Consider the following 24,339-nt stretch of genomic DNA (forward strand, 5'->3'; position numbering starts at 1 on the left):
AAAGCTAACACACTGACACCTGGCCAAAATTGAAGGCGACTACGAATTTTCCATAGGTTGCTTTTATAGTGCTGATCGTTCACTACATTTAGAGCGTCTCATTCAATTTCTGAATCTTTGAGTGGGAAATTAAAAAAACATCGCCAAAAACGTCAATTTTGTCTCCTTTTACACGTACAGCGCAATCTTTGTTCGACGCATAAATATTTATTTCTTCCGATAGGAGAGAAAGTTCGCTTTGAACCAATGCAATATTATTTTCAAGATCAAAATGAGATAGGACGGAAAAATTGTCAAGACCGATTCCGTCGTAAACAGAGCTTATTTCAACGTTATATCCTAAGTTTTTAGAGCATAACCATTTAGCTGACATGTTAATTGCACCAGCGCTTGCTCCCATTACAACGGCGCTGCTTTTTTTAATCGAATCCGATAATTCATATTCCACCAAAAAACTATTTTGTTTAAGAGTATTTCCACCCAACAAGAAAATGACTGAAGCATTTTGAATTTTCGTTTGGGCATCTTCCTTATTTACTTGATAATTTATTACATGATATTCATCAAACATAATGCCAGCCTGGTCAAGCCACGAGCGTTCAGTAGAACCATCATCCTCATAAATAGATGGATTCGAGCTAATCATAGCAAGCGATTTTCTATCAGTAATATCCTCCTGTAACAGCCTTCCCAGATTCTCTGGAAAGAAATTGTTAAACCAGCCTAAATAATAGTGAGTTTTCATAAGTACCCCCGTAGCAAAGTGAAAAAAACAATTATTCCTTACGTCACTCAATCTGTTTTCTTGTCACTAACAAAATTCGCTCAATATAGCCTGTTCAACTATTCTGCTTCGTTAGCTGAAGAAGAAAAGCGATGTCTATTTGTTACATCGCCACTTTCACTTTAATAAGTGGACCTCATGAATTTTGGATTAATAGAAATCCAATTATAAAAATAATTATTATACCGAAATAAAAAAAGCTATTAAATACCAACTTTTCTTTTTTGTTAGAAAGCAATTTGGATTCTACATACCGAAAAAAAACCTGAAGACATATCACACTAAATGTTATAAGGAAAAGCCCAACAGCGTCTTCTGTAATCAAAATATATCTTAATGCAGCAATGGACAATAAAAAAATTCCTATATATCCAAATACCATATTTAAATAAAGTTTATTCTTCTCTTCAGACAAAACTTTCTCTCCTTATTAACCTTATTGTATTAACTGATCTTAAAAGTTCAAAAAGAATTTTTCTCCTCTCATAATGCTTCACTATAGGTAAGAAGAGCAACTGAATATTCCTAGAAGGTAATCACCCAAAACTCTCGGTCTCTAATGACCAAATCATAAGGATTATTAATGTCTGTCCATCTAACATTTCGTCTTTTTGAAGTTGGCAAATCCTCTCTACCATTAACACAGGTATAGTATTCTAGGACCCCATTTGAATGGAGAGCATCGCTTAGATACGAATATAAAATAGCTAAGCACTTTTCTTCTTCCATTGTTCCTTTAATAGTATCTCTAATAGGAATTTGTCTTGCGTCAGCTCCCACTTGATGATCGAATGAGAAGTGTGAACTATATGAAAATCTTTGTTTTAATTGGGGTTCGTAGTTACTTTCAAAAAATAGATGTTCGTAATCCAAATCATTTTTAAAACAGTTGTCTTTATCATGATTTGAGGGCTCTGACCCAAATGACCCTTTTGGCAACCTAGTTGGTGAAGCTATATAAATATACTGAGTCAAATTTCCTCACCACTTTAACTACATTAATTATTGCACTATACTACCTTCGATAGCTTAAGATTAATTTTTCCATAGATACTTTGATTTCCTATCTATATTTTTGTTGTAACAACAATTAGATCTGTTGAATTATCATTCCATTGGTCGTCCCAATCACGAAAATGCGAATGACACTCTACTTCTCCATTTACTTTACTATGCTGTTCTTTTATAACCTGTAAGAACTTGATTATTTTATCTAGTTCTTTAATATCAGTTTGAAAAGTAACCTCTTCTAATTCCATTAACTTCTCACTATCTTTTTGATATCCAAATACTTTCAATCTATATCCTCAGCTTTCCATCCAATTATTTCTGAAGAGTGGATTATTTCTTTGCTAATCAAGAGAACAGTTGGCTTAGAAAAAACTTTTATTGAACTCTTCTGCACTCGTTTATTGAAAGTTTTAGTTGAAATTAAATTTTTTCTTCCGCTAAACTGCTTCGTTAGTTCAAGATCTCTTTCACTATTAATTCAATAAAAAAAGCACTTCTCCTTCTAAAAGTAGTGCAACCCGCTAATTTTATAAGCTATAAGGGTTTCCAATTAGGGTCTTTCATATCATTTTGATTTGGTTTCCTTACAAATTCAATACACCTTTCTTCACAAGCCCCCAATAAGTTATAGTTTTTCTGTGCTTGCCTTAAAGAAGGAGTGTTTGCACCACCGCCATAATCAGGGTCATTATATTGAACTCCATCATCTTCCCAAAAGCAGATACTACATATGTCATAAGTTCCAGGAGGTTCTTCATCTAATGTTTTATAGCCACAACATGGACAAGTATATTTCACCTAATAACCTCCCATAATACCATTTACAATCTCCCACCAAACTGCTTCGTTAGCTGAACAACGTCTATCCTCCACTTTCAGATAAAGAGCGCTCCATTTCCATGAAAAACTATATGCTCATTCATCTTTATTCTAATATTGTATATAAACAAGGTTAGGTTTACTCCAATTCGAATACTCATATTCAATAAAATATTCATTATTTTCAATAAGTAACGGTGTAATAATCTTTGGGACTTTCACTATAAATTGTTCATTTTGAATATTTTCAACAAGCATAGTATCTTCATTAACTTCTAAAACTGTAACAACTGTCCCTGTATTTGTATTGAAAAACCCTATTCTTTCTACTATTAAGAACACTATTAATAGAGCAATAAATGCTATCAGTAATTTTGAAGTGAAAATTTTTTTCCAATTCATACACAAATCCCCTTAATCTTCATTTAACTCATTGACTTAGTTAGTGAAAGATAAACTACTTACTTTCTGGATGTATTGTCGGTTGATGGGTTCCTATATTGACAACAGCGATTTGTATTATTTTGTTTGTACCTTTCTTATAGGCATAAAAATAATTTAATTTTGGTTCATCATTATAGGTCGCTACGACAGCATATATTTTTTCATCTTGACCTACATTTACAACGTACATTTCCTCGACTTCAGATTCTACATCATAGCCATCTTCTGTTAAATATGAAATCGTATCCTCTAAAAGTGCATTTTTTTCTTGATTTGCTATAAACAAAGGAATGCCACTAAATATTATCAGTTGAGTTATAGTAATTAGAACCATATACTTTTTTGGAATAATAACAACTCCTATTTAAATCGAAAATAAATTTTTTCTTCCACTAAACTGCTTCTGATAGTTCAAGATCTTTTCTCTATTATTTCAATAATATAAGCACTACTCCTTCTAAAAGTAGTGCCCCCATTAGTGGAACAAGGCACTCACGCAATCACGATACTTTCGAAAATCTATTTTAATTTCTTTAGAAGTTTTACATATTCACCGTAGTCATCCTCGCCAAAATATAATACAGTTGTAAAACCCTTCTTTTTATATAGATGTCTTGCATTTATGTTATCTGTATCTACACCAAGTGTCATTTCCTCATATCCAAGTTGTTGAGCATAATCAATCAAATAATCAACAATTATGCTACCTATTCCACGATTTCGATATTCTTCTTTAACAATCATACGAGATAGATAAATACGTTTACCTGCAATAGTATAATCTGGGTCATTGTTTTGAAAAACTAACGAACCTTCTCCTATAAACTCGTTATTATCTAAATAAATAAAAGTAATTCTGTTTCCGCTTACTAATTCGTCATAAAACCTCTTAGCCATTTTCGGCTTCTTTTCCATATCCCAAATATTACTGCACTTATTATAGTCTTCAGGTTTTAATTTCTTAATTTGATAACAAGACATGTCCGCTCCCCTAACCCTTAAATACCTTGAAAAAATACAAAGAAGTAATACACAGTTGTTCAACAATACTGCTCTCGTTAGCTCATTAAGGTACATATCCTTATAAGAAATTCTAATTTTGTTCACTTTTAGGAAGAACATATGATTGGTCACGAACTACTACTGTTTCAGGTGAAAAACATATTAAAACATTACTATCATCTAAATCTTTAAAGCGTGGGTCCCATTTTTCAATTTCTGGTCCCATATATCGAGAAAGTAGCTGATTAGCTATTATCTTTTTAAAAGGCTTGACAATTGCTGTCCCTCTAAATCCTGCATGTAAAAACAGACCAGTATGAGGCTTGAAATTTACTATTCCAATTGCACATTTTGAGTTCTTCCTTATTCTATCTGGAAATGTATCTGAAGCTGTTCCAATTATCCAAATTTTTTTATCTTGCCAGTAAAACCATACTGGTGAATCCCTTGGTGAATCTTCTGCCACCGTAGATAAATGAGCTACTAATGGCATGGATAGAAAATTTTCTAAATCAAAGCTCCTACCTGTATCCCTATTAATTCTCATCATACACCTCCTGTTTATCGATTTAGCTGTTTTTTAGAATCAAAACACCAGCTGTAATTTATCACTCTCTCTTGTCCACTTTCCTGCTTTCGTTTATTATTCTTATTGCACTATTCGTACCCTTTAGCTGAATAGTAAATATATTCCTTTAATTAATTTTAACATATCTTCTAAATTTTCTTACTAATAAAAATTAGGCTAACGAACTTGAAAGGCTTTAGAAGGTTGAGATAAAAAAAGCAGAGCCAATCCCTCTACGGATTACTCTGCTAGCTAGATGTAACTTTATTAATATTTAAACCCGATGGAACCATAATTTAGAAATTATTTTCATTTGCATACTTCATTTTACAGAAAAGAAAATGGGTCTGTCTTAGCTTCAGAAATGATAACCTCTGTAGTATATTTTTTCTCCTCAATAAAAGCGTCTAGTACTTTTTTGACACCTTTTTTCATTACTTTCTCAACATTATGACCTGGGTCCACCAATGCTAACCCTTCCATCATCGCATCATGAGCATTGTGATAATAAATATCTCCTGTTACGAAGACGTCGGCCCCTTTAAATAAGGCACTGGAAATAAACTTATTACCATCTCCGCCTGAAACAGCAACCTTTTTTATCTTTTTGTTGTAATCACCAACTACTCGAACTCCATCAACAGCTAGTTTTTCTTTCACGAATAAAGCAAATTCCTTTAAAGTCATTTCATTACTTAAGTACCCGATGCGACCAACACCATACTCTTTCCCAGGAATATCAAGGGTGTAAATATCATATGCAACTTCTTCATATGGATGTGCTTTTAACATCGCACTAACAACTTTCTTTTGTAGTCTTTCAGGAAAAACTGTCTCCACCTTTACTTCGTTTACGCTCTCAAGCTTGCCAGTCTCCCCGATATAAGGATTACTACCTTCGTTTGGAGTGAATGTACCCACACCTTCTAAATTGAACGTACAGTGGCTGTAATCACCGATATGACCAGCTCCACTATTCCCTAAAGCCTCTCTAACTTTTTCAGCATCTTCTTTGGGTACGTAGACAGCCAACTTTTTTATCCTTTCAACATACGTTGGACTTAGAACTTCTAGTTGTTGTAACTGTAATTCAGCAGCTAGTAAATCGTTGACACCACCATTGGTAATGTCTAAGTTTGTATGTGCTGCATATACTGCGATATCATTTTTAATACACTTTTCTACCATTCTTCCTTGCGCATTCGCCGGTGTAACTTTCTTTAATGGACGGTAAATTAATGGATGATGTGCAATAATTAAATCAACTTCTTTTTCGACAGCTTCGTCAATAACATCTTCAACCATATCTAAAGTTACCATCACTTTATGTATTTCTTTATTTAAAGTACCTATTTGCAGGCCAATCGGATCGCCTTCCTCAGCCAAATGCTTTGGTGAAAACCTTTCGAAGGCTTGAATAATCGTATGCCCGTTTGCTTTTTTCATTCTTTTATTACCTCCTTTATCATATCAATTTTATTTCTTACATCCTCATATTTTGTTTCAACTTCGGTTCCACTTTGAGCTTGTTTTATTTGTTTTGCTACATTTTCATATTTCTTTAGTTCCTGGTTCCATTTTTTTATAAAGGTATCCTTCTTCTCTTGCATTAAAAATGGACCTAACAGCAATTTGGCTTCTCTGTTTTCTTTATATAACTCTAAGTCTTGTCCTTGTTCAGCAGTTAAAATTTCATAAATTTTCCCATCTTCTTCAAGAATATCTTCAGCAACTAGACGCCAATTATTTTCTTCTAACCATTTACGGATGAAAATTGCTGCAACATTTGGTTGTAAAATAAGTCTCTTTACAGAATCTAACTTATCCTTTCCTTCCTCAAGGATACTTGCTATTAATGGTCCACCCATTCCTGCAATGGTAATAGCATCTACTTCTCCATTATTAATTACTTCAAGACCATTTCCTTTCCGAACGGAAATGACATCTTGTAAGTTTAATTTATTTACTTGTTCTTGAGCTGATTGAAAAGGTCCTTCATTTACTTCCCCTGCGATTGCGAAAGAAGCAATTCCTTGTAAGTAGGCATAACAAGGTAAATAAGCGTGATCTGATCCAATATCAGCTATCCTAGACCCTTTAGGTATGTAATTAACAACTTGTTTTAATCTATTGGAAAGTTCTTTTTCATTCATTTATATCACCATTTTTCATATTTTATAATTACTTTTAGTTTAACCTTATCACGAAAAGAATGAAATGAAAAAAGTCTCCAGTTAATGGAGACTTTCTCTTACTTCATATTAGATAACCATTCAGCAACAATCTCAGCTTGTTCGCCTTCAATAACATTTGGAGGCATTCCGACTGCACCATTTTTAATGATAGCAAGGATTTCTTCTTTTGACTTACTAGCTCCAACTTGAGTTAAGTTAGGACCAGAAACTCCTTCTAAGTTTCCACCGTGACAAGCAATACAAGAGTTACTTGCGTAAATTTCTTCTGGATCAGTTAAGTTTTCACCTGGTACTTCTTCATGATCTTGGCCTGCATAGTAAAGTCCAACGCCAGATAATGAAATGGCTAATAATATACCTAATAAACCAATCATTGCAAAAGGACCTAATGGGTTCTTCATCATTCATTCCTCCTTATGTAAAAACAATCTAGCTAGAAATAATTCATGTCCTATTACATTTTACTCGAAAACACCCGTTGAGAAAAGAGTAATATACAAATTCACATATTTGTCATATATTTTATCATTCATTATTTAAAATAACAAAAATTCGACAAAATATCCTCGTTGTTTCCATTTCAAGTATCGTTTACAATTAAATAAACAGAATATTCACGTAAGGAAAAATAAATTTTCTAAGCTTATTTGCAAATGGAATTTTATATCTGTAAAATAAATGACAATAGCAAAAGAAAAAGTTTACTCCAAGAAGAAGTAAACTATCCTTTATCAATCTAAAAAGTCTTTTAAGCGTTTGCTACGGCTAGGATGTCTTAATTTCCGTAATGCTTTTGCTTCAATTTGACGAATACGTTCACGAGTTACTCCGAAGACTTTACCTACTTCTTCTAAAGTTCTTGTACGACCATCATCTAAGCCAAATCGTAAGCGCAGAACATTTTCTTCACGATCTGTTAATGTATCTAAAACATCTTCAAGTTGCTCTTTTAATAGCTCGTAAGCTGCAGCATCAGAAGGTGAAGTTGCATCTTGGTCCTCAATAAAATCACCTAAGTGAGAATCATCTTCCTCACCAATCGGTGTTTCAAGTGAGACAGGCTCTTGAGCAATTTTTAATATTTCTCTAACCTTTTCAGGTGTTAATTCCATTTCTTTTCCGATTTCTTCTGGAGATGGCTCGCGACCTAAATCCTGAAGTAATTGACGTTGAACACGAATTAATTTATTGATCGTTTCAACCATATGAACTGGAATACGGATAGTTCTTGCTTGGTCAGCGATTGCACGTGTAATTGCTTGGCGAATCCACCAAGTTGCATACGTACTAAATTTATATCCTTTTGAATAATCGAACTTTTCAACAGCTTTAATTAGTCCCATGTTACCTTCTTGAATTAAATCTAAAAATAACATTCCTCGACCAACATATCGTTTTGCGATACTTACAACTAGTCTAAGGTTCGCTTCAGCAAGACGGCGTTTTGCTTCTTCGTCACCTTCTTCAATTCTTTTCGCTAAACTAATTTCCTCTTTAGCTGATAAGAGATCAACACGACCAATTTCTTTTAAGTACATACGAACCGGATCATTAATTTTGACACCTGGAGGAACACTTAGATCATTTAAATCAAACTCTTCCTCATTCTTTTGTAATTCCTTTAAATTAGGTGCAGTATCCTCATTTTCATTTATAAGTTCAACACCCTGTTCACCTAAATATTCGTAAAACTCATCCATTTGATCAGTTTCTTGTTCGAATACTGATAATTTTTCTGCAATTTCTTCATATGTCAAAACAGTTCGTTTTTTCCCAAGTTCTACAATCTGTTCTTTCACCTGATCTATTGTTAAATCTGGGTCCACTTTGGAGCGAATCGGTTTTTCAGCCATATGTTCTCCTCCTTCCAATCTACACGTGTATTTTAGAGTCTATTCTTAAGTTGCTGTCTCATTTCGAGAACTTCCATGGCTATTTTTGCTGCTTCTACGAAATTATGTTGTCTTTCTGCTTCTTTTTTTTCTTTTTCCTTCTCTTCTATCATTAACCATTTTGGATAATCTAACACTTTTTTCAGATAATCATTTAACTCATCATCATCGATTTCATCCTGAATAGTTAACATACCGAGCTCAGTAACAATCTTCTGTAACGCTGGGTTGTCAAGCCTACTTATAAATTTCCCTAAATCTGGTTCATTTCCTTCTTCAAAATAGGCATATAAATTAGCAGCAATTGCACTATGTTCATCAATATTAAATGCTCCACCAATTTCATCTTGCACTTTAAATGCTAAATGAGCGTCACGTAACATACGAGCCAGCAACACTCTTTCTGCATTATGAAATGCAGGTAATAATTTTTTTTGTGTTGTCAAGACAGTCTTAACATTATTATTCCTTTTCCAATCCCTGTTATCCTTGTTTTGGCGCATCTGTTTAAAAATTTGAAATTGCTGAGATTTTAATGCATCCAAGGAAAGAGAAAACTCCGATGCTATTTGGCGAAGATAATGATCTCGCTCTATTGCTTTTGGGAGTTTACTGATCTCTTTTAATACTTCTTCTATATAACGCATGCGTTCTCCTTCATCTTGAAGGTTTTTTCTACGACGGAAGTATTCCATTTTAAATGCCATTACAGTTCGAGCTGCATTTATAATCTCTGATTTAAATTTTTCAGCACCATACTTTCGAATAAAGTCATCTGGGTCAAGGTTATCAGGTAATAAAGCAATTTTGACATAACAACCATTTTCCTCTAACATCTGTGTTGCTTTAAACGCTGCGTTAACTCCAGCATTATCGCCATCGTAACAAATGATTACGTTATCAGCATTTCTTCGTATTAGAGTTGCTTGTTCTGGGGTAATCGCTGTACCTAATGTTGCGACAGCATTTTCACAACCTGCTTTTGTTGCTGCTATTACATCGATATACCCTTCAAACAATAGTAATTGTTCTTTTTTTCGTATGTGTGGCCGAGCCAAGTGAAAAGCATAAAGATTATTACCTTTATGAAATAATTTTGTTTCTGGGCTATTTAAGTACTTCACTTTGTCATCGGAAATCGTTCTTCCACCAAATGCAATCGTATTTCCTTGGCGATCCCAGATCGGGAACATAATACGATTTCTAAAGCGATCAAAAACTTTTCCCTCTTCACTTCGTGATAAAAGCCCTGCATCTATCATTTCATCTAAGTTGAATTCACGCCTTTGTAAGAAGTTGCTAACAAAGTCCCACGAATTTGGAGCAAAACCGATTTGAAAATTTTTAATAATATCGTCTGAAAACCCTCTTTCAATTAAATAATCATAAGCTTCTTTTCCTTGCTCAGTATTAATTAAAAGGTGATGGTATAATTTTGTTAACATGTCATGTGCAACCATCATATTATTTTGTTTTTTCGGCTTTTGCTCAAACTCATTAGCATTCACATTAATATCAATATGTGCTTTATCAGCTAGCTTTAAAACAGCTTCTGTAAAGGAAAACCCTTCTTGTTCCATTATGAAAGAAAATGCATTCCCTCCAGCACCACATCCAAAACAATGATAAATTTGTTTTTCTGGTGAAACTGAAAATGAAGGACTTTTTTCCCCATGAAACGGACATAAACCGAAGTAATTTCTTCCTTGTTTCTTCAATTGAACATATTCACTTACAATGTCAACAATGTCTATTGAGGTACGTATTTTTTCGATATCTTCCTCAGGAATACGACGATTTACCAATTCATTTCACCGCTTTTTTCTTTCGGTTTTTATTATTTCTAGGCTTAGAGCATCATTTCCTTCAAATCTCGACAATTTTTTTCAAATTATAAATAAAATTATTTTTATCCTCTTCAGTAAATGCCTTTGGACCTTTTACTTTTCCTCCAGCTCTTCTTTGTTTACTTGAGAGAAACCTTTCAAAAAGTATTTGATCAATGTTGTTAGAGGTTATCTTCTTACCTCTTGGAGTCAAAATGGAAACACCTTTTGAAATTACTAAAGCAGATAGACCATAATCTTGTGTAACTAAAACGTCACCTTTTGAGATGTGATTTGCTATGTACAGATCAGCTTCCTCTTTTTCAGAATCAACAGTGACCCAATTCCCACCAATTTTATTAGTTAAGATGTGGGCGTAAGATGATACGAAAATCACATCCATATTATTCATTTTTCCAATAGATAATATTTCCTCTTTTACAGGACAAGAATCTGCATCAACAAATATTTTCATGACTTATCTATTCTACATCCCCTTATGTATTCCCTGCAAACATTAATAACACTTTCGTATTATACGAAAAAAATGTCGAAGAATTAATGAGTTCCTTAAACATTTTAACCCAATAACTATATTTTTAATTCACAATTTTTTATTATAGTACAATCTTTATCATTTGGCTATGATTTTTCACAAAAAAAAACACACATTTTCATATGAAATATGTGCGTTCCTATTATTCACTTTTTTAATTTACCTAAAATAACATTTGCTGTTTCTTCAACCGCTTTATTTGAAACATCAACTACTGTACAACCAATTCGTTCTATTACTTTTTCAAAATATTCAAGCTCGTTTTTAATTCTATTCATATTGGCATAGTTAGCATGGTCATCTAAACCAAGTGCTTTTAAACGTTCTTTGCGTATATCATTTAGTTTTGAAGGTGTTATCTTTAATCCAAAGCACTTTTCCTTTGGAACTAAAAATAATTCTTCTGGCGGCTCCACTTCAGGTACAATAGGAACATTTGCAACTTTCAATCTCTTATGTGCGAGGTATTGTGAAAGTGGAGTTTTCGATGTCCGTGACACACCAACTAATATAATATCTGCTTTTAATATTCCTCGAGGATCACGACCATCATCGTATTTTACTGCAAACTCAATAGCTTCTATTTTCTTAAAGTAATCTTCATCTAATTTATGGACAAGCCCTGGCTCGTTTTTAGGTCTTTTTTGAAAAGCATGTTCCATCTTTGTAATCATTGGGCCAATGATATCTTCGTAAAGTATATTATGTTTTTCACACATGTTTATTAAGTGTTCTCTTAGTTCAGGTACAACTAATGTAAATGTAACAATTGCTTGTAGTTCTTTAGCTAACTCAACGACCTCATTGATCGTTGCAAAATCTTCTACATAAGGTATTCTTCTAATCTCAACTCCACTTGCATGGAATTGACTTGCAGCAGCTTTTACAACTAATTCAGCAGTTTCCCCAACTGAATCTGACAATACAAATACAACCGGACGTTCTATATTATTAATCTTTTTCGCCTCCCCTATTGTAAATCGAGATTATCACAAGCGATATCAACTAATGCTTTTGTCATGTTTGTTTTTGTTACTCTTCCAATTACTTCGAACACATCGTCCATAGAAGTTTCCTTGACTACGGGAATGGAATCGATTTGTTTTTCCATTAGTTTTAGCGCAACATCTATTAATAAGTCCTCTTTTTTACACACTGTAATATTCGGCATTCTGGTCATGATTATATTTACAGGAATTTGATGAATTTCCTGTTTTCCCATACTTGCTCTTAACAAGTCTTTACGAGATAAAACACCAACTAAATGTTTATGCTTATCAATTACAAATAATGTCCCTACATCCTCTAAAAACATTGTGCATATTGCATCGTAAACTGAATTGGATGCACTTACCACTACTGGAAGTGAAGCATATTCATGTACTCGAATTTTCTTTACTTTTTCAGATAATAATTGTGACCCGTTCTTCCCAGTGTAAAAATATCCTACACGAGGTCTTGCTTCAAGAAAACCTGCCATCGTTAGTATAGCTAAATCTGGACGTAACGTCGCTCGAGTTAAATTTAATTGATCTGCAATATGTTCCCCTGTTATAGGACCATTTTCTTTAACAATTGCTAGAATTTTTTCTTGGCGTTGATTAAGTTCGATTGTTCCCACCACCTATCTGACACAAACAGTATGTAATACTTCTATATTTATTATATACTAAATAATACTTTCTGAAAATTGAAATCATAAAAAGCCTACCAAAAGTAGGCTTCAATATGTCTCATATTAAAAAGAGTGTAAGTGATTTAGAAACTTCTTTGATTTTAAATATAAACCTGAATATTCTTCATAATAATTTGAGATAACTTTCTCAAGTTCATCCTTCGTTTCTTGCTTCACTGATACATTGCCAAGTCGCTTCATATCAATATAATAAAAAACACGTAACAGTTTAGCCGTTTGTTCTGAAATATGTAACGTACGCGGATCAATTCTCGAACACCTTTTACAAAGAAACCCGCCTTCTTTAATTGAAAAGGAATATTTTTCATCTAGTACCCCACATGATTTACAACCATTGACATGTGGCTGAATCCCTAATAAAATTAACATTTTCATCTCGAAAATATATTTAAGCACTTGTTCATCGATACCCTCGTTCAAATAAACTAAACTGTAATACAGAAACTCATATATTGCAGTACTGCTTTTTCTCTCTTCAGTACATTTATCAAGCAGCTCTACAAAATAAGCTGCATAAGCAGTTTTAATGATATCTGATTGAATCATTCTTAAAGGAGTCAATACTTCAGCTTGTTGTAAAGTTCCTAATTTTGTGCTTTTTTGAAATAAAAAGTATCCACATGTAAATAGTTGGGTCGTCGATGCAAGGCGACTTTTTGGTTTTTTAGCACCTCTAGCCATCACACCGACCTTCCCAAATTCTTTTGTAAATAATGTAATTATCTTATTTGATTCGCCATAATCAATAGATCTTATTACGATACCTTCAGCTTTTAGCATCATGTTCCGCCACCACCATTACTGCGGCAAACAACGTCAATGGGTTGTATTTTCTGATATAGCTATAGCTTCCTCTCTTTCTTCTGACTGGTAATCACTATCTGTTTCTAATTCCTTCAGTAACAAATACGTATCGATATTCCCTGTCATACTGAAAACTTTCCAGGTGAAATCTAACATTTTACAGTCCACCTTTCTTATAAAGTTATAGCAGATACCTTACTTATATTGTGACCTTGTTTGTCAAAATCATGTTAAGGAAAATTTACTAATTTCCTCACCCATTAATAATCTTGTTCATTAAAACCATAATCACGCAAATGAATCATTTTATTACGCCAATCCTTTTGCACTTTCACCCATAGTTCTAAGAAAACTTTCGAACCTAATAACTTTTCAATGTCGTGACGAGCTCTCTTCCCTACTTCTTTAAGCATGCTACCTTGTTTCCCAATAATAATTCCCTTTTGAGAAGATCGTTCAACAATAATTGTTGCTTGAATATAGACAGCATTGCCTGTGTCACGTTTTTCCATTGAATCAGTTACAACGGCAATGGAATGAGGAATTTCCTCTCTCGTCATATGAAGTACCTTTTCACGAATTAATTCCGCTACAATAAACCGCTCTGGATGATCGGTTACTTGATCAGCTGGATAATATTGTGGTCCTTCAGGAATATATTTTTGTATTTGCGTTAACAATGTATTAACATTGTTACCTTGTAATGCTGAAATTGGAATGATTTCAGCAAAATCATAGTGCCCTTTGTAATCATCAATAATTGATAATATTTTATCAGGGTGAATTTGATCTATTTTATTAATTACTAAAAAGACTGGATTATTAATATTTGCTAGTCGCTCAACGATAAATTCTTCGCCTTTACCAAAACCTTCTGTAGCATTAACAACAAATAAGACGACATCAACTTCATTTAAAGTATTCAATGCCGTTTTCATCATAAAATCGCCTAGTTTATGCTTAGGTTTATGAATACCTGGTGTATCGATAAAGACCATTTGCGCATTATCATCAGTATATACACCTTGAATTTTATTTCGTGTCGTTTGTGCTTTGTCACTCATAATTGCAATCTTTTGCCCGATTACATTATTTAAAAGAGTAGACTTCCCAACGTTGGGTCTCCCAATAATTGAAATAAAACCAGATTTATATTGGTCTTTATTTGTCATCGTTTAAATCCTCCGCTGAAAATGCTCCTGGTAATAACTCTTCAACTGTAATTGTTTGAACTTCACCATTCATATTCGTCAAATATACTTCCATTTTTGGTGAACATAGTTCTGAAATCACTTGACGACATGCTCCACAAGGAGGTACAGGTCGTTTTACATCAGCTACAACTGCTAAACCAATAAAATCTTTTACACCTTCTGAGTACGCTTTAACTAGCGCTGTTCTTTCAGCACAAATACACATCGAGTATGCAGCATTTTCAATGTTACAGCCGTGGAAAACGGTTCCATCTTTCGCTAACAATGCAGCACCAACTTGAAATTTTGAATACGGTACATATGCTTTTTCTCTCGCTTTTATTGCTTCTTCTATTAGTTGTCGTTGATTCATATTCATTCACCTTTCTTTTATCCAATCCCGTTTCAGCTAGGGAATATAATTGTAAGCAGTGGCTTTAAAAAAATCAAGAGCCCAACAATAATTGTTATAAAACTAAAGATTAATACCGCTCCAGCAGCGGCATCTTTTGCTTGTTTTGCAAGTGGATGATATTCAGGTGTAGCAAGGTCAACAACTCTTTCAATGGCTGTATTCATCGCTTCCAAGCTAAGCATTATGCCTACTAAGATCAACAATATAATTATTTCTTGTTTAGGGATTGCTAATATGTAAGCTAATGCAAAGACAACGACACTTACCACTAGATGGATTCGCATATTTTGTTCATCTTTTACTACTAGTTTTATTCCTGCAACTGCATAAGTAAAGCTTTTAATAAATTTTTGAACATTAGAAAGTTGTTTATCTTTTAAGTCCATACTCGTCCAAAATCTCTCTCTGTTTTCCAAACATTATTCTCTCATCTTCTTCAGTCATGTGGTCGTATCCTAATAAATGCAGGAAGCCATGTAAAGCTAAAAAACCTAATTCGCGTTCAAATGAATGATTATATTTTTCCGCTTGATCATGGATATGAGAAACAGAGATAATAATGTCTCCTAAAGCTCTTGGCAGATCTATCCCGATAATTTCAACTTCGTCCTCTTCCATTTCTTCTAATGCAAAGGAAAGAACATCCGTTGGCATATCTTTGTCTCGATATTCTTTGTTTAACTGTTGAATCGTTTTTTCATCAACAAACGTTAAAGATAACTCTAGTTCGCCAGAAAGTTCCTCAGCCAACGCAGCTTTTTCAATTACTTCTTGTAGTAAATTAAAATGATCATCTGTAAGGCTAGTAGTTTCATCGTTAAAGTCAATTGTAAGATTTATGTCCGTACTCATGCTTGTTTCACCCTTTTATTTTTTTCTTCTGGATAGGCTATTCGAGAATGGAAATTTCCTTTTAATTGGTCACATACTGTCTGCGATATGATATTTAATTCTTTCAATGTAATGTTACATTCATCAAATTGGCCATCTTCTAACTTAGCCTGAATAATATTTCTCACCAATGTTTCTATTTTTTCTGAAGACGGTTCTTTTAATGTGCGGACCGCTGCTTCAATACTATCACAAATCATAATAACTGCAGCTTCTTTACCTTGGGGCTTTGGACCTGGGTAACGAAAATCTGCTTCTAAAACTGTTTCATCGCTTTCTTTTGCCTTAATATAAAAATACCTTAAACAAGTCGTACCATGGTGTTGTAGGGCTATATCAATTATTTCTTGTGGCATTTTATGTTTGCGTAACATTTTAACACCGTCAGTTGGATGCCCTGTAATAATATTTTTACTTAGATGCGGTGCTAACTTGTCATGAGGATTATCCATATTCATTTGATTTTCAATAAAGTATTGTGGCCATTTTGCCTTTCCAATGTCATGATAAAATGCGCCAACTCTAGCTAATAATCCATTTGCACCAATTGCTTCACTAGCGCTTTCAGAAAGGTTTGCCACCATAATACTATGATGGTACGTTCCTGGCGCTTCTAATAATAACTTTCTTAATAAGGGGTGATTTGGATTTGACAAGTCAATTAACTTCATTGAGGATAAAATTCCAAAACCAGCTTCCAAATATGGTAATATCCCCATAGTTAAGACCGCGGCAATAATTCCAGACAGAAATGAAAATGTAATTGTCGCTCCGAGTTCCATCCAAATTGTTTGTCCATTTTTAATTAAATCAAAAGAAAGTGCTAATAAAGCGTTAATAAAACCAATCAAAATCCCCGCTTTAAATATATTACCTTTCGGATTACTTTTACTCAAAACTACAATTCCTGCAAGGGAACTACATAATATATATACACCATGCGTAAAGTTAAATGTTCCAGTAGCTTGTAAATTAAAGATAATGCTTCCGCAAATGGCAAATATGATTGCAGAAACTAAAGCTAATCTTTCACTTATTAACATTGTCGTAATCATTGTCCCCATTGCTATAGGGACGATATAGGCAATGCCAAAATCGTTATCATAACTTATAATGCTTGTAACTTTCATAAGTAAAAATGATAAGAAAAAGATAAGTACATATAATCCGAGCGTCTTTTGTTTTTGATCTTCACTAATGTAAAATGTAATGATGACAAAAAGCAAGAATGAGATAAAGAAAAACAGTCCGATAAAAGGCAATGCGTTTGACTGCTTGTCCAATAAGCCGACTAACTTCAATTGACGATAAATATTTTCATCGATGACTTGTCCTTTTTCAACGATTAACTGACCCTCTCGAATAAAAACGGGTTCCACCGCATCCCTTTGTTTTTGTCTTTCAAATAATGTTTTTTCGGAATCAAAATAATAGTTGGCTAAAATTGCACTTTGTGTAATGTGGATGACCACTTCACGTAAATCATTACTTAAATTAGTTTTTAATATATTGTTTTTAACATCATGCTTAGCGCCTGTTACATCATCAATTTTTATGTTTTCACTCATTGCGTCATTTAATGTTGCCGCTGCAATTTCACGTGATAATTGTAATTGTTCAACAGGAGTGTTAACTAACATATGTACACTACTTCTATTTATATCCAACTCAACCTGGTTACGAATAAATCCCGCTAACTCTTCAACAAAATCCTCATATGTACGAAATTGGGATGTTTCATAATCTTTTCGAATTTCAATGGCATAATCAAATAAAGATGTTAATTTTATTAATTGATTATCCCGATAATTTTCCCATAACTTATATTGATTAGGCACTTCTTCAGCCGCAAGTTGCCTTTTTTCATGCGTCTTTTCTTTATCCTCAATAGTGATTTCTGACCAAATATTCTCAGTTGCTTTGTCATACATGGAAACATTCATGTAATTAGGTATTATGTTTGAAAGCATAGATGCATACATAATAAGCCCTAATAGTAAGAACAAGAAAGAATTAAGGTATGGGATAGTTGGCTTTTTCTGAAACTTACTTTTAAATTTTTTTAAGGCTAATTTATTTAACATCTATACATCCACCTACTTTAGTTTTTCATTTGTTCGTAAGCATGAATGATCTTTTGGACAAGAGGGTGCCGAACGACATCCGTCTTTTCTAAGTAGATTATGTTAATCCCCTTAACATTCTGCAATGTATTGCTAGCAGATATTAAACCTGATTTAACCCCTTTAGGAAGGTCAATCTGTGTTTCATCCCCTGTAATAACCATTTTCGAACCAAAACCTAAGCGAGTTAAAAACATCTTCATTTGCTCGACTGTAGTATTCTGCGCTTCATCTAATATTACAAAAGAGTCATCTAATGTTCTTCCACGCATGTATGCTAATGGAGCAATCTCAATTGTTCCTCTTTCAATCAATCTTGTCGTTTGCTCTGCTCCTAATAAATCATGAAGAGCATCATAAAGCGGTCTTAAATATGGATCAACTTTTTCTTGTAAGTCTCCTGGTAAAAAACCTAAGCTTTCACCAGCTTCAACAGCAGGTCTTGTTAACACAATACGTTTGACAGAGCCAGCTTTTAAAGCTATTACTGCCATGACAACTGCTAAATATGTCTTTCCAGTACCCGCAGGACCAATTCCAAAAACTAAGTCTGTCTCTTTTAAAGCAGAAATGTAGCGACGTTGACCTAATGTTTTCGGTCTAATTGGCTTCCCTTTTGAGGTTACAGTTAACTCTTCTTCGTAAAGCTGGAGAAAGTTATCCAGTTGTCCTTTCTTCGCTAATTGAAGAGCCGATATTACATCGCGTCCCGTAATGGTGATACCATCTTTAATTAGTGATAAAAGTGACGAGAGAATTGCCTCGACAACCTCCGCATTTTCTTCCGTAGTTTTCACTAATACAGTTGATCCTCTTGTAATGAGTTCTACATTAAGTGCTTCTTCAATGTTTTTTATAAATGCATCATTGGGACCAAATAACGCAATTGCTTCTGATGAGTCTTCTATTTTGAGTGTTATTTCTTTAAGTTGTTCTGACAAAAGTAATCATTCTCCTTGAATAATTGGTTGGGCTTTACCGATTTCTTCGATGACAGTAAAGTGAAATAGTACTTTTACTTTACCATTCTCATTTATGAGACGCAAAATTTTCTCTGACTTGATCTTTGAATCATGTGGTAATTTTTGCATCAGTTCTTCTTTTGCCATTGTTAAAGCAACATTTACTGCCTCTTCTTCTGTGTATTCTCTTTTTCCAGTTTCCGTTTCCTTGACTGAGTGTTGCACATATGAAATTGGCAATTGCCATTTCAAAAATCGGAAAGGTTTTTCCTCTTGAAAAGTATCATAATTTTCAAATTCACTTTTCCCGAAACCCCAGATAGGTATATATAAACCTTTAACTGCGATCCCATGCTTCAGTTCTTCATTTCCTGTTAAAAGAGTGAAGGTCGAGTGTAGGGGTAATGTTACTTCTGATTTGTACCAGACTAAACCATAAATCTTTCCTTTTGCCGATACTACTTTAGTATTCTCCTCTTCCCCTAAAATTCCTGTTATTAATCGTTGACCTTTTTCGACGACTTCATTTATTTTCAAAAGCATTTTACCTTCTTCGACAAAATAGTCGTAAATAACTGCTTTTTTAGTGGCAACAATATGTCTTGGTCCATATTCTTCTTGTTCTTTTGGAATCGTTTTTTCTACAACTTGAAATTGATATGTTGTCCCATTTAATTTCACACCAATCCATGTAACTCCATCAACTTTTTCCATTAGAAGCTGTTGAATTCTTTCTGGAGATGGCATTAAAAACTGAAACTTCCCCTTTTTGATTCCTAACTCATTAAGCGAGACTCTTATTTGGTGATTTAATTCAGGGCTTGCCCCTTGTACATTAATATTCCATATAATATTTGAGAATATAAACATTAGGACTATACATGCAAGTAAACCTGCAAATAGACCACTACGTTTAAACAATCGCTTAATAAAAAATGGTGCGCCTAATTTCTTCTGAAAACGCACCTTGCACTCTGCTTGTCTAACAATTGGGCGAATTTTTAACGCATCTTCTTTCGCTATAAAGCAGATCATTGTTTGTTTACCCATTCTCTTTACGTGCCAAAGAATTATATTGTTCCGAGAACAATAGTTAATAAATCGCTCTATTCCATAACCTTCAACTTTTAGTTGAAGGTATCCATTCATTTTATGAGTCCAAAAGTTCTTCATAATCTCCCTCCGATATTTTAGCTATTCAGTATCAACAAAATAAACGTTATCTATTTTTCCTTCAAGTAACAGTTCTTCCGGTTGTAATATTTTCAGCACAAATCCATTACCTTTAATTAGCAAATGTCCTTGTCTGAGACGTAATCGTAAAACTTGATCAGAAAACTGTAGTACACCATAATGATTTTCAATATATATATGTAATTGCCCAATCATTGTAATTCTTGGCAAGTCCATCAATACGTCTTCAGGAAGCTCAAGTTTATTAGTAAGCCATTTTTTTATATTTTGTCTCCATTTTCGCATGGAAGAACCTCCTTCCTTCTCTTTCATACTATGAAGTTTCCTTGTTATGTATCACTATTTAGAAAAAAGTTAGATGATGAAAATAAAAAAAGAAGCTGAACATAAATGTTCAGCCTCTAATATTACGATATTTATATGGTTTTTTTGAACGGGGTTCATCTAAAATCTTTGACCAAATAACCCCTTTTACTACTTCATTTTTAGAAATGTGTAGTTTTTGTTGCTTCATTTGTTTTTTCTTTTGTTCTTTCACAGGATCCTTCAGTTTAATAACACCTTGCATTTTATGGTTGTTGCTAGATTGGTTATAACGTGTTAATCTTTCTTCCTGTTCTTCTGCCTTGCTCTCTCTTTTAAGTCGTTCATTCTCTTTTTCCATCTCAGTCATTCTTTCATACTGAGGTATTTCAGGTTCAAATTGCATCGGTTTTCGCTTTGGCGTTGGCCTCGGCTTTGCTTCCTCCGCAACTGACCTTTGTATGAAACTGTAGATGGCAGAAATAATAATTACGACAAAGAAGATATTACTAAAAATAAATTCTAAAAGAGCATCCATATTGAAGCTCCTTTCTTATTTGCTTTTATTCGTCTTCGTCTTCTGTCGACTTACTAATTGACGAACGCATATCAGTATCAGCCATAATGTTCTGAATGTTCATATAGTCCATTACACCGATTTTACCAGTACGCAATGCTTCTGCCATTGCCTGAGGTACTTCTGCCTCTGCTTCCACAACTTTTGCGCGCATTTCTTCAACACGAGCACGCATTTCTTGTTCTTGTGCAACGGCCATCGCACGACGCTCTTCAGCTTTAGCTTGAGCAATGTTTTTATCTGCTTCCGCTTGATCTGTTTGTAACACAGCTCCGATATTTTTACCGATATCAATATCAGCAATATCAATGGATAAAATTTCGAATGCAGTTCCTGAATCTAATCCTTTTGCTAAAACTGTTTTAGAGATTAAATCCGGATTTTCTAATACTTTTTTATGGTTGTCAGACGAACCGATTGTCGATACAATCCCCTCACCTACACGTGCGATTACTGTATCTTCACCAGCACCACCGACTAATCTCTCAATGTTTGCACGTACAGTGATTCTAGCTTTTGCTTTTACTTCAATTCCGTCCATCGCAACACCAGCGATGAATGGAGTTTCAATAACTTTTGGATTTACACTCATTTGTACAGCTTCTAATACGTCACGACCAGCTAAATCAATAGCAGCACAGCGCTCAAAGCTTAGTTCAATGTTTGCACGTTGAGCAGCGATTAAAGCATTAACAACGCGGTCTACATTACCACCTGCTAAATAGTGACTCTCTAATTGATTTGTACTTAAGTTTAACCCTGCTTTTACAGCTTTAATTAATGGGTTAATAACACGGTTTGGTATTACACGACGTAAGCGCATACCTACTAAAGTAAAGATACTAACCCGAACCCCAGCAGCTAGTGCAGAAATCCAAAGCATCACTGGAACGAATGTAAATAAAATTGCTAATCCAATGATGATAATTCCAACTAAGAAAATAAAACCTAATCCTAATCCTTCCATAAATAAACCTCCTCTTTCTTTATCCCTTACTTATTTCGCGAACAATTATTCGAGCTCCTTCAAGCTTAATAATTTTCACTTCTGATCCTCTGGAAATATAAGTACCTTCCGATACAACATCAACTCTTTCATCAGCAAATTGAGCTGTTCCAGACGGTCTCAAATCGGTTAAAGCTACTCCAACAGAACCAAGTAGTTCATCACGTTGATGATATGAATTATACCCTTTTTCAGATGAAGTCGCATCTTTTAGGATTATTCTTCCTAATGTCCCTCTGTACCCGACGAATTTATAAAGGACAATAGCTAGAATGACGGTTAAAATTATTGCAATTGCTAATGATATAGCCATATGTGCTAAATCATAAGAAGCAAAGAAGAAACTTGCGAGTATTGAAATTAACCCTAATATCCCTAATATTCCACCAGGAAGGAACAACTCAAGTAATATTAATATTATCCCACCAACTAAAAATACCATTGATTCCCAGCCTGCAAACCCCGCTACAAGATGACCATAAAAGAACAATCCTAATGATGTTAATCCCATTGTTCCCGGAATTCCAAAGCCTGGCGAATATAATTCAACAATCAATCCTAAACTTCCAATCGATAATAATATTGGAATAACGATAGGGCTAGTGACGAAACGAGCAATTTTCTCCGCAAAAGAAACTTCCATCTTTTCTACTTTTGCTTCTTGAAGTTTTAAGAAAGCTAATAGCTCTGTATTATCATTAACAATAGCTTCGGCATAGCCGACTTCCAATGCTTTTTTTGCAGTTAATGTTAAATATCTACCTTTTGGAGCATCATACTGTGGTAAATCAATTTCCGGGTCTGCCATCGCTTTTGCATAAATAACATCACGATTATTTAATTGCGCTGCACTTTCCATATTAGCAATCCATGCCGATTGCGCCTTTTTATCTGCGGCATTACCTGCTGAGTCAATTACTCCAGCTGCACCAATGGTAGCACCTGGTTTCATCACAATTTGATCTGCATTTAATGCTATGTATGCTCCTGCAGAAAGTGCCTTATTCTCAATAAAAGCGGTAATCGGTATATTACTATTTTGTATTATTTTAGCTATATTTCCTGCGGCATCTACACGACCACCTGGCGTATCAATATTTAACACAATGTGGTCTGCCCCACGTTCTTTCGCTGTTTCTAACGAACGCTTTAGAAAAGCTTCAAGTCCTCTCTCAACTTCCTGTTCAACGGGAATAAAAAACACTAACTTGCCTTCCCCTTGTCCAAACACTTGAGAAATACCACTAAAACATGCAAGTGATAATGCAATCAGCATAAAAAAGCGATTTACTTTTCTCATGCTTCCCCTCCTCGGTTTCCATTTTTCGTTATACATATAATTATACGTTGATTAGATAATAACATCCATTATTTTAGAAATTGCAAAAACACCTTGTCCTAGGACAAGGTGTAATAAGTTACGATAATTGCTGTTTTACTAGCTGATTAACTAATGAGCCGTCTGCTTTACCTTTAACTTTCGGCATCAGCGCACCCATTACTTTACCAAAGTCAGACTTAGTTGAAGCACCAACTTCAGCAATTGTATCATTTATTATAGATAATAATTCTTCTTCTGATAGTTGCTCTGGCATGTAAACTTGTAAAACGGCAATTTCCGTTTTTACTTTTTCAGCCAAATCTTCACGATTCGCATTTAGGAACTCTTGGAGGGAGTCTTTTCTTTGTTTTAATTCTCGATTTAAGACAGTAAGCTCATCATCTGCTGAGAGACTGTCAGCTCCGTTTTTTAAAGCTTCGTTTTGCAAAGAAGCTTTTACCATACGGATGACAGACAACGTGTCTTTATCTTTGTTTCTCATTGCTTGTTTCATATCTTGATTTAACTTATCAAGAAGAGACAATTAAAACACCCTCTCTTAGAACTTACGCTTCCTAGCCGCTTCAGATTTCTTTTTACGCTTTACACTTGGCTTTTCATAGAACTCACGTTTTCTAACCTCTGCGATTGTACCGGATTTAGAAACAGAGCGTTTAAAGCGACGAAGAGCGTCTTCTAACGATTCATTTTTACGTACTTTCGTTTCATTTGACATTACTTTCCCTCCCTCCGACGA

The 24,339-nt window shown here is 34.2% G+C and carries 31 protein-coding genes; all 31 read right to left on the reverse strand.

Annotation, left to right across the window (positions count from 1 at the left end; genetic code table 11):
* Positions 1-88 precede the first annotated feature (88 nt).
* Positions 89-745, reverse strand: a complete 657-nt coding sequence (locus tag CIB95_RS04965; RefSeq protein ID WP_094922713.1) for a Type 1 glutamine amidotransferase-like domain-containing protein — start codon at positions 743-745, stop codon at positions 89-91.
* 564 nt (positions 746-1,309) lie between these two features.
* Entirely contained in the window at positions 1,310-1,759 is a 450-nt protein-coding gene (locus CIB95_RS04975; RefSeq protein ID WP_094922719.1) for a hypothetical protein, read from the reverse strand.
* Between the two features lie 92 nt (positions 1,760-1,851).
* The gene (locus CIB95_RS04980) at positions 1,852-2,082 is read right to left on the reverse strand and encodes a hypothetical protein (protein ID WP_094922722.1); all 231 of its coding nucleotides are present in this window, start codon (positions 2,080-2,082) and stop codon (positions 1,852-1,854) included.
* 247 nt (positions 2,083-2,329) lie between these two features.
* Positions 2,330-2,593, reverse strand: coding sequence for a CPCC family cysteine-rich protein (locus CIB95_RS04985; protein ID WP_094922724.1), 264 nt, complete (start codon positions 2,591-2,593; stop codon positions 2,330-2,332).
* A 132-nt stretch (positions 2,594-2,725) separates the two neighbouring features.
* A complete protein-coding gene (locus CIB95_RS04990; protein WP_094922726.1) occupies positions 2,726-3,016 on the reverse strand; it encodes a hypothetical protein in 291 nt (96 codons plus the stop codon).
* A 55-nt stretch (positions 3,017-3,071) separates the two neighbouring features.
* On the reverse strand, positions 3,072-3,344 hold the full coding sequence (locus CIB95_RS04995; protein ID WP_094922728.1) for a hypothetical protein: 273 nt from the start codon (positions 3,342-3,344) through the stop codon (positions 3,072-3,074).
* 233 nt (positions 3,345-3,577) lie between these two features.
* On the reverse strand, positions 3,578-4,039 hold the full coding sequence (locus CIB95_RS05000) for a GNAT family N-acetyltransferase (protein ID WP_094922731.1): 462 nt from the start codon (positions 4,037-4,039) through the stop codon (positions 3,578-3,580).
* A 112-nt stretch (positions 4,040-4,151) separates the two neighbouring features.
* Positions 4,152-4,610: a pyridoxamine 5'-phosphate oxidase family protein gene (locus CIB95_RS05005; protein ID WP_233143915.1), complete on the reverse strand. Its 459-nt coding sequence runs from the start codon at positions 4,608-4,610 to the stop codon at positions 4,152-4,154.
* A 345-nt stretch (positions 4,611-4,955) separates the two neighbouring features.
* Positions 4,956-6,074: a Nif3-like dinuclear metal center hexameric protein gene (locus CIB95_RS05010; RefSeq protein ID WP_094922733.1), complete on the reverse strand. Its 1,119-nt coding sequence runs from the start codon at positions 6,072-6,074 to the stop codon at positions 4,956-4,958.
* Positions 6,071-6,781 (reverse strand): tRNA (adenine(22)-N(1))-methyltransferase, encoded by a 711-nt coding sequence (locus CIB95_RS05015; RefSeq protein WP_094922736.1) that lies wholly within the window; start codon positions 6,779-6,781, stop codon positions 6,071-6,073. Before CIB95_RS05015 ends, CIB95_RS05010 begins: the two co-directional genes overlap by 4 nt.
* A 98-nt stretch (positions 6,782-6,879) precedes the next feature.
* Positions 6,880-7,227, reverse strand: a complete 348-nt coding sequence (locus tag CIB95_RS05020) for a c-type cytochrome (RefSeq protein WP_094922739.1) — start codon at positions 7,225-7,227, stop codon at positions 6,880-6,882.
* 327 nt (positions 7,228-7,554) lie between these two features.
* Positions 7,555-8,676: an RNA polymerase sigma factor RpoD gene (rpoD, locus tag CIB95_RS05025; RefSeq protein WP_094922742.1), complete on the reverse strand. Its 1,122-nt coding sequence runs from the start codon at positions 8,674-8,676 to the stop codon at positions 7,555-7,557.
* A 32-nt stretch (positions 8,677-8,708) separates the two neighbouring features.
* The gene (gene dnaG, locus CIB95_RS05030) at positions 8,709-10,520 is read right to left on the reverse strand and encodes a DNA primase (RefSeq protein WP_094922745.1); all 1,812 of its coding nucleotides are present in this window, start codon (positions 10,518-10,520) and stop codon (positions 8,709-8,711) included.
* A gap of 61 nt (positions 10,521-10,581) precedes the next feature.
* Positions 10,582-11,016, reverse strand: coding sequence for a YaiI/YqxD family protein (locus CIB95_RS05035; protein ID WP_094922748.1), 435 nt, complete (start codon positions 11,014-11,016; stop codon positions 10,582-10,584).
* Between the two features lie 227 nt (positions 11,017-11,243).
* Positions 11,244-12,044 carry a pyruvate, water dikinase regulatory protein gene (locus CIB95_RS05040; protein ID WP_094922751.1) on the reverse strand — a complete coding sequence of 267 codons (801 nt, stop codon included), beginning with the start codon at positions 12,042-12,044 and terminating at the stop codon, positions 11,244-11,246.
* Positions 12,045-12,067: 23 nt separating this feature from the next.
* Positions 12,068-12,721 carry a helix-turn-helix transcriptional regulator gene (locus tag CIB95_RS05045; RefSeq protein WP_094922754.1) on the reverse strand — a complete coding sequence of 218 codons (654 nt, stop codon included), beginning with the start codon at positions 12,719-12,721 and terminating at the stop codon, positions 12,068-12,070.
* Between the two features lie 114 nt (positions 12,722-12,835).
* Positions 12,836-13,576: a DNA repair protein RecO gene (gene recO / locus CIB95_RS05050; protein ID WP_094922757.1), complete on the reverse strand. Its 741-nt coding sequence runs from the start codon at positions 13,574-13,576 to the stop codon at positions 12,836-12,838.
* 33 nt (positions 13,577-13,609) lie between these two features.
* Positions 13,610-13,753 (reverse strand): YqzL family protein, encoded by a 144-nt coding sequence (locus tag CIB95_RS05055; RefSeq protein WP_094922760.1) that lies wholly within the window; start codon positions 13,751-13,753, stop codon positions 13,610-13,612.
* Between the two features lie 104 nt (positions 13,754-13,857).
* The gene (era, locus tag CIB95_RS05060; protein ID WP_094922763.1) at positions 13,858-14,769 is read right to left on the reverse strand and encodes a GTPase Era; all 912 of its coding nucleotides are present in this window, start codon (positions 14,767-14,769) and stop codon (positions 13,858-13,860) included.
* Positions 14,759-15,163 carry a cytidine deaminase gene (locus CIB95_RS05065; protein ID WP_094922766.1) on the reverse strand — a complete coding sequence of 135 codons (405 nt, stop codon included), beginning with the start codon at positions 15,161-15,163 and terminating at the stop codon, positions 14,759-14,761. Before CIB95_RS05065 ends, era begins: the two co-directional genes overlap by 11 nt.
* Positions 15,164-15,195: 32 nt before the next feature.
* On the reverse strand, positions 15,196-15,591 hold the full coding sequence (locus tag CIB95_RS05070; protein ID WP_094922769.1) for a diacylglycerol kinase family protein: 396 nt from the start codon (positions 15,589-15,591) through the stop codon (positions 15,196-15,198).
* Positions 15,575-16,045: an rRNA maturation RNase YbeY gene (gene ybeY / locus CIB95_RS05075; RefSeq protein ID WP_094923424.1), complete on the reverse strand. Its 471-nt coding sequence runs from the start codon at positions 16,043-16,045 to the stop codon at positions 15,575-15,577. Before ybeY ends, CIB95_RS05070 begins: the two co-directional genes overlap by 17 nt.
* A gap of 8 nt (positions 16,046-16,053) precedes the next feature.
* Positions 16,054-18,180, reverse strand: coding sequence for an HD family phosphohydrolase (locus tag CIB95_RS05080; protein ID WP_094922771.1), 2,127 nt, complete (start codon positions 18,178-18,180; stop codon positions 16,054-16,056).
* A 17-nt stretch (positions 18,181-18,197) separates the two neighbouring features.
* Entirely contained in the window at positions 18,198-19,160 is a 963-nt protein-coding gene (locus CIB95_RS05085) for a PhoH family protein (protein WP_094922773.1), read from the reverse strand.
* 6 nt (positions 19,161-19,166) lie between these two features.
* Positions 19,167-20,354 carry a sporulation protein YqfD gene (gene yqfD, locus CIB95_RS05090; RefSeq protein WP_094922775.1) on the reverse strand — a complete coding sequence of 396 codons (1,188 nt, stop codon included), beginning with the start codon at positions 20,352-20,354 and terminating at the stop codon, positions 19,167-19,169.
* 21 nt (positions 20,355-20,375) lie between these two features.
* Positions 20,376-20,660, reverse strand: coding sequence for a sporulation protein YqfC (gene yqfC / locus CIB95_RS05095; RefSeq protein ID WP_094922777.1), 285 nt, complete (start codon positions 20,658-20,660; stop codon positions 20,376-20,378).
* Positions 20,661-20,769: 109 nt separating this feature from the next.
* Positions 20,770-21,216: a hypothetical protein gene (locus CIB95_RS05100; RefSeq protein WP_094922780.1), complete on the reverse strand. Its 447-nt coding sequence runs from the start codon at positions 21,214-21,216 to the stop codon at positions 20,770-20,772.
* Between the two features lie 25 nt (positions 21,217-21,241).
* A complete protein-coding gene (gene floA, locus CIB95_RS05105) occupies positions 21,242-22,222 on the reverse strand; it encodes a flotillin-like protein FloA (RefSeq protein ID WP_094922783.1) in 981 nt (326 codons plus the stop codon).
* Between the two features lie 19 nt (positions 22,223-22,241).
* A complete protein-coding gene (locus tag CIB95_RS05110) occupies positions 22,242-23,561 on the reverse strand; it encodes an NfeD family protein (protein WP_094922785.1) in 1,320 nt (439 codons plus the stop codon).
* A 118-nt stretch (positions 23,562-23,679) separates the two neighbouring features.
* On the reverse strand, positions 23,680-24,126 hold the full coding sequence (locus tag CIB95_RS05115) for a GatB/YqeY domain-containing protein (protein WP_094922788.1): 447 nt from the start codon (positions 24,124-24,126) through the stop codon (positions 23,680-23,682).
* A 15-nt stretch (positions 24,127-24,141) separates the two neighbouring features.
* On the reverse strand, positions 24,142-24,318 hold the full coding sequence (gene rpsU, locus CIB95_RS05120; protein ID WP_094922790.1) for a 30S ribosomal protein S21: 177 nt from the start codon (positions 24,316-24,318) through the stop codon (positions 24,142-24,144).
* Between the last annotated feature and the right edge of the window lie 21 nt (positions 24,319-24,339).

This window comes from Lottiidibacillus patelloidae (assembly GCF_002262935.1).
Lineage (GTDB): Bacteria > Bacillota > Bacilli > Bacillales > SA5d-4 > Lottiidibacillus > Lottiidibacillus patelloidae.

Excerpts from the sequence above, each read along its gene's own strand:
- CIB95_RS05010 (WP_094922733.1), bottom strand. The coding sequence starts at position 6,074 with ATGAAAAAAGCAAACGGGCATACGATTATTCAAGCCTTCGAAAGGTTT.
- recO (WP_094922757.1), bottom strand. The coding sequence starts at position 13,576 with ATGATGCTAAAAGCTGAAGGTATCGTAATAAGATCTATTGATTATGGC.
- CIB95_RS05015 (WP_094922736.1), bottom strand. The coding sequence starts at position 6,781 with ATGAATGAAAAAGAACTTTCCAATAGATTAAAACAAGTTGTTAATTAC.
- yqfD (WP_094922775.1), bottom strand. The coding sequence starts at position 20,354 with ATGAAGAACTTTTGGACTCATAAAATGAATGGATACCTTCAACTAAAA.
- floA (WP_094922783.1), bottom strand. The coding sequence starts at position 22,222 with ATGGAAGGATTAGGATTAGGTTTTATTTTCTTAGTTGGAATTATCATC.
- CIB95_RS05070 (WP_094922769.1), bottom strand. The coding sequence starts at position 15,591 with ATGGACTTAAAAGATAAACAACTTTCTAATGTTCAAAAATTTATTAAA.
- CIB95_RS05035 (WP_094922748.1), bottom strand. The coding sequence starts at position 11,016 with ATGAAAATATTTGTTGATGCAGATTCTTGTCCTGTAAAAGAGGAAATA.
- yqfC (WP_094922777.1), bottom strand. The coding sequence starts at position 20,660 with ATGCGAAAATGGAGACAAAATATAAAAAAATGGCTTACTAATAAACTT.
- rpsU (WP_094922790.1), bottom strand. The coding sequence starts at position 24,318 with ATGTCAAATGAAACGAAAGTACGTAAAAATGAATCGTTAGAAGACGCT.
- CIB95_RS05100 (WP_094922780.1), bottom strand. The coding sequence starts at position 21,216 with ATGGATGCTCTTTTAGAATTTATTTTTAGTAATATCTTCTTTGTCGTA.
- CIB95_RS04965 (WP_094922713.1), bottom strand. The coding sequence starts at position 745 with ATGAAAACTCACTATTATTTAGGCTGGTTTAACAATTTCTTTCCAGAG.
- CIB95_RS05020 (WP_094922739.1), bottom strand. The coding sequence starts at position 7,227 with ATGATGAAGAACCCATTAGGTCCTTTTGCAATGATTGGTTTATTAGGT.
- CIB95_RS05055 (WP_094922760.1), bottom strand. The coding sequence starts at position 13,753 with ATGTTAGATTTCACCTGGAAAGTTTTCAGTATGACAGGGAATATCGAT.
- CIB95_RS05110 (WP_094922785.1), bottom strand. The coding sequence starts at position 23,561 with ATGAGAAAAGTAAATCGCTTTTTTATGCTGATTGCATTATCACTTGCA.
- CIB95_RS05005 (WP_233143915.1), bottom strand. The coding sequence starts at position 4,610 with ATGATGAGAATTAATAGGGATACAGGTAGGAGCTTTGATTTAGAAAAT.
- CIB95_RS05065 (WP_094922766.1), bottom strand. The coding sequence starts at position 15,163 with ATGAATCAACGACAACTAATAGAAGAAGCAATAAAAGCGAGAGAAAAA.
- CIB95_RS04990 (WP_094922726.1), bottom strand. The coding sequence starts at position 3,016 with ATGAATTGGAAAAAAATTTTCACTTCAAAATTACTGATAGCATTTATT.
- era (WP_094922763.1), bottom strand. The coding sequence starts at position 14,769 with ATGACAAATAAAGACCAATATAAATCTGGTTTTATTTCAATTATTGGG.
- CIB95_RS05080 (WP_094922771.1), bottom strand. The coding sequence starts at position 18,180 with ATGTTAAATAAATTAGCCTTAAAAAAATTTAAAAGTAAGTTTCAGAAA.
- CIB95_RS05000 (WP_094922731.1), bottom strand. The coding sequence starts at position 4,039 with ATGTCTTGTTATCAAATTAAGAAATTAAAACCTGAAGACTATAATAAG.
- rpoD (WP_094922742.1), bottom strand. The coding sequence starts at position 8,676 with ATGGCTGAAAAACCGATTCGCTCCAAAGTGGACCCAGATTTAACAATA.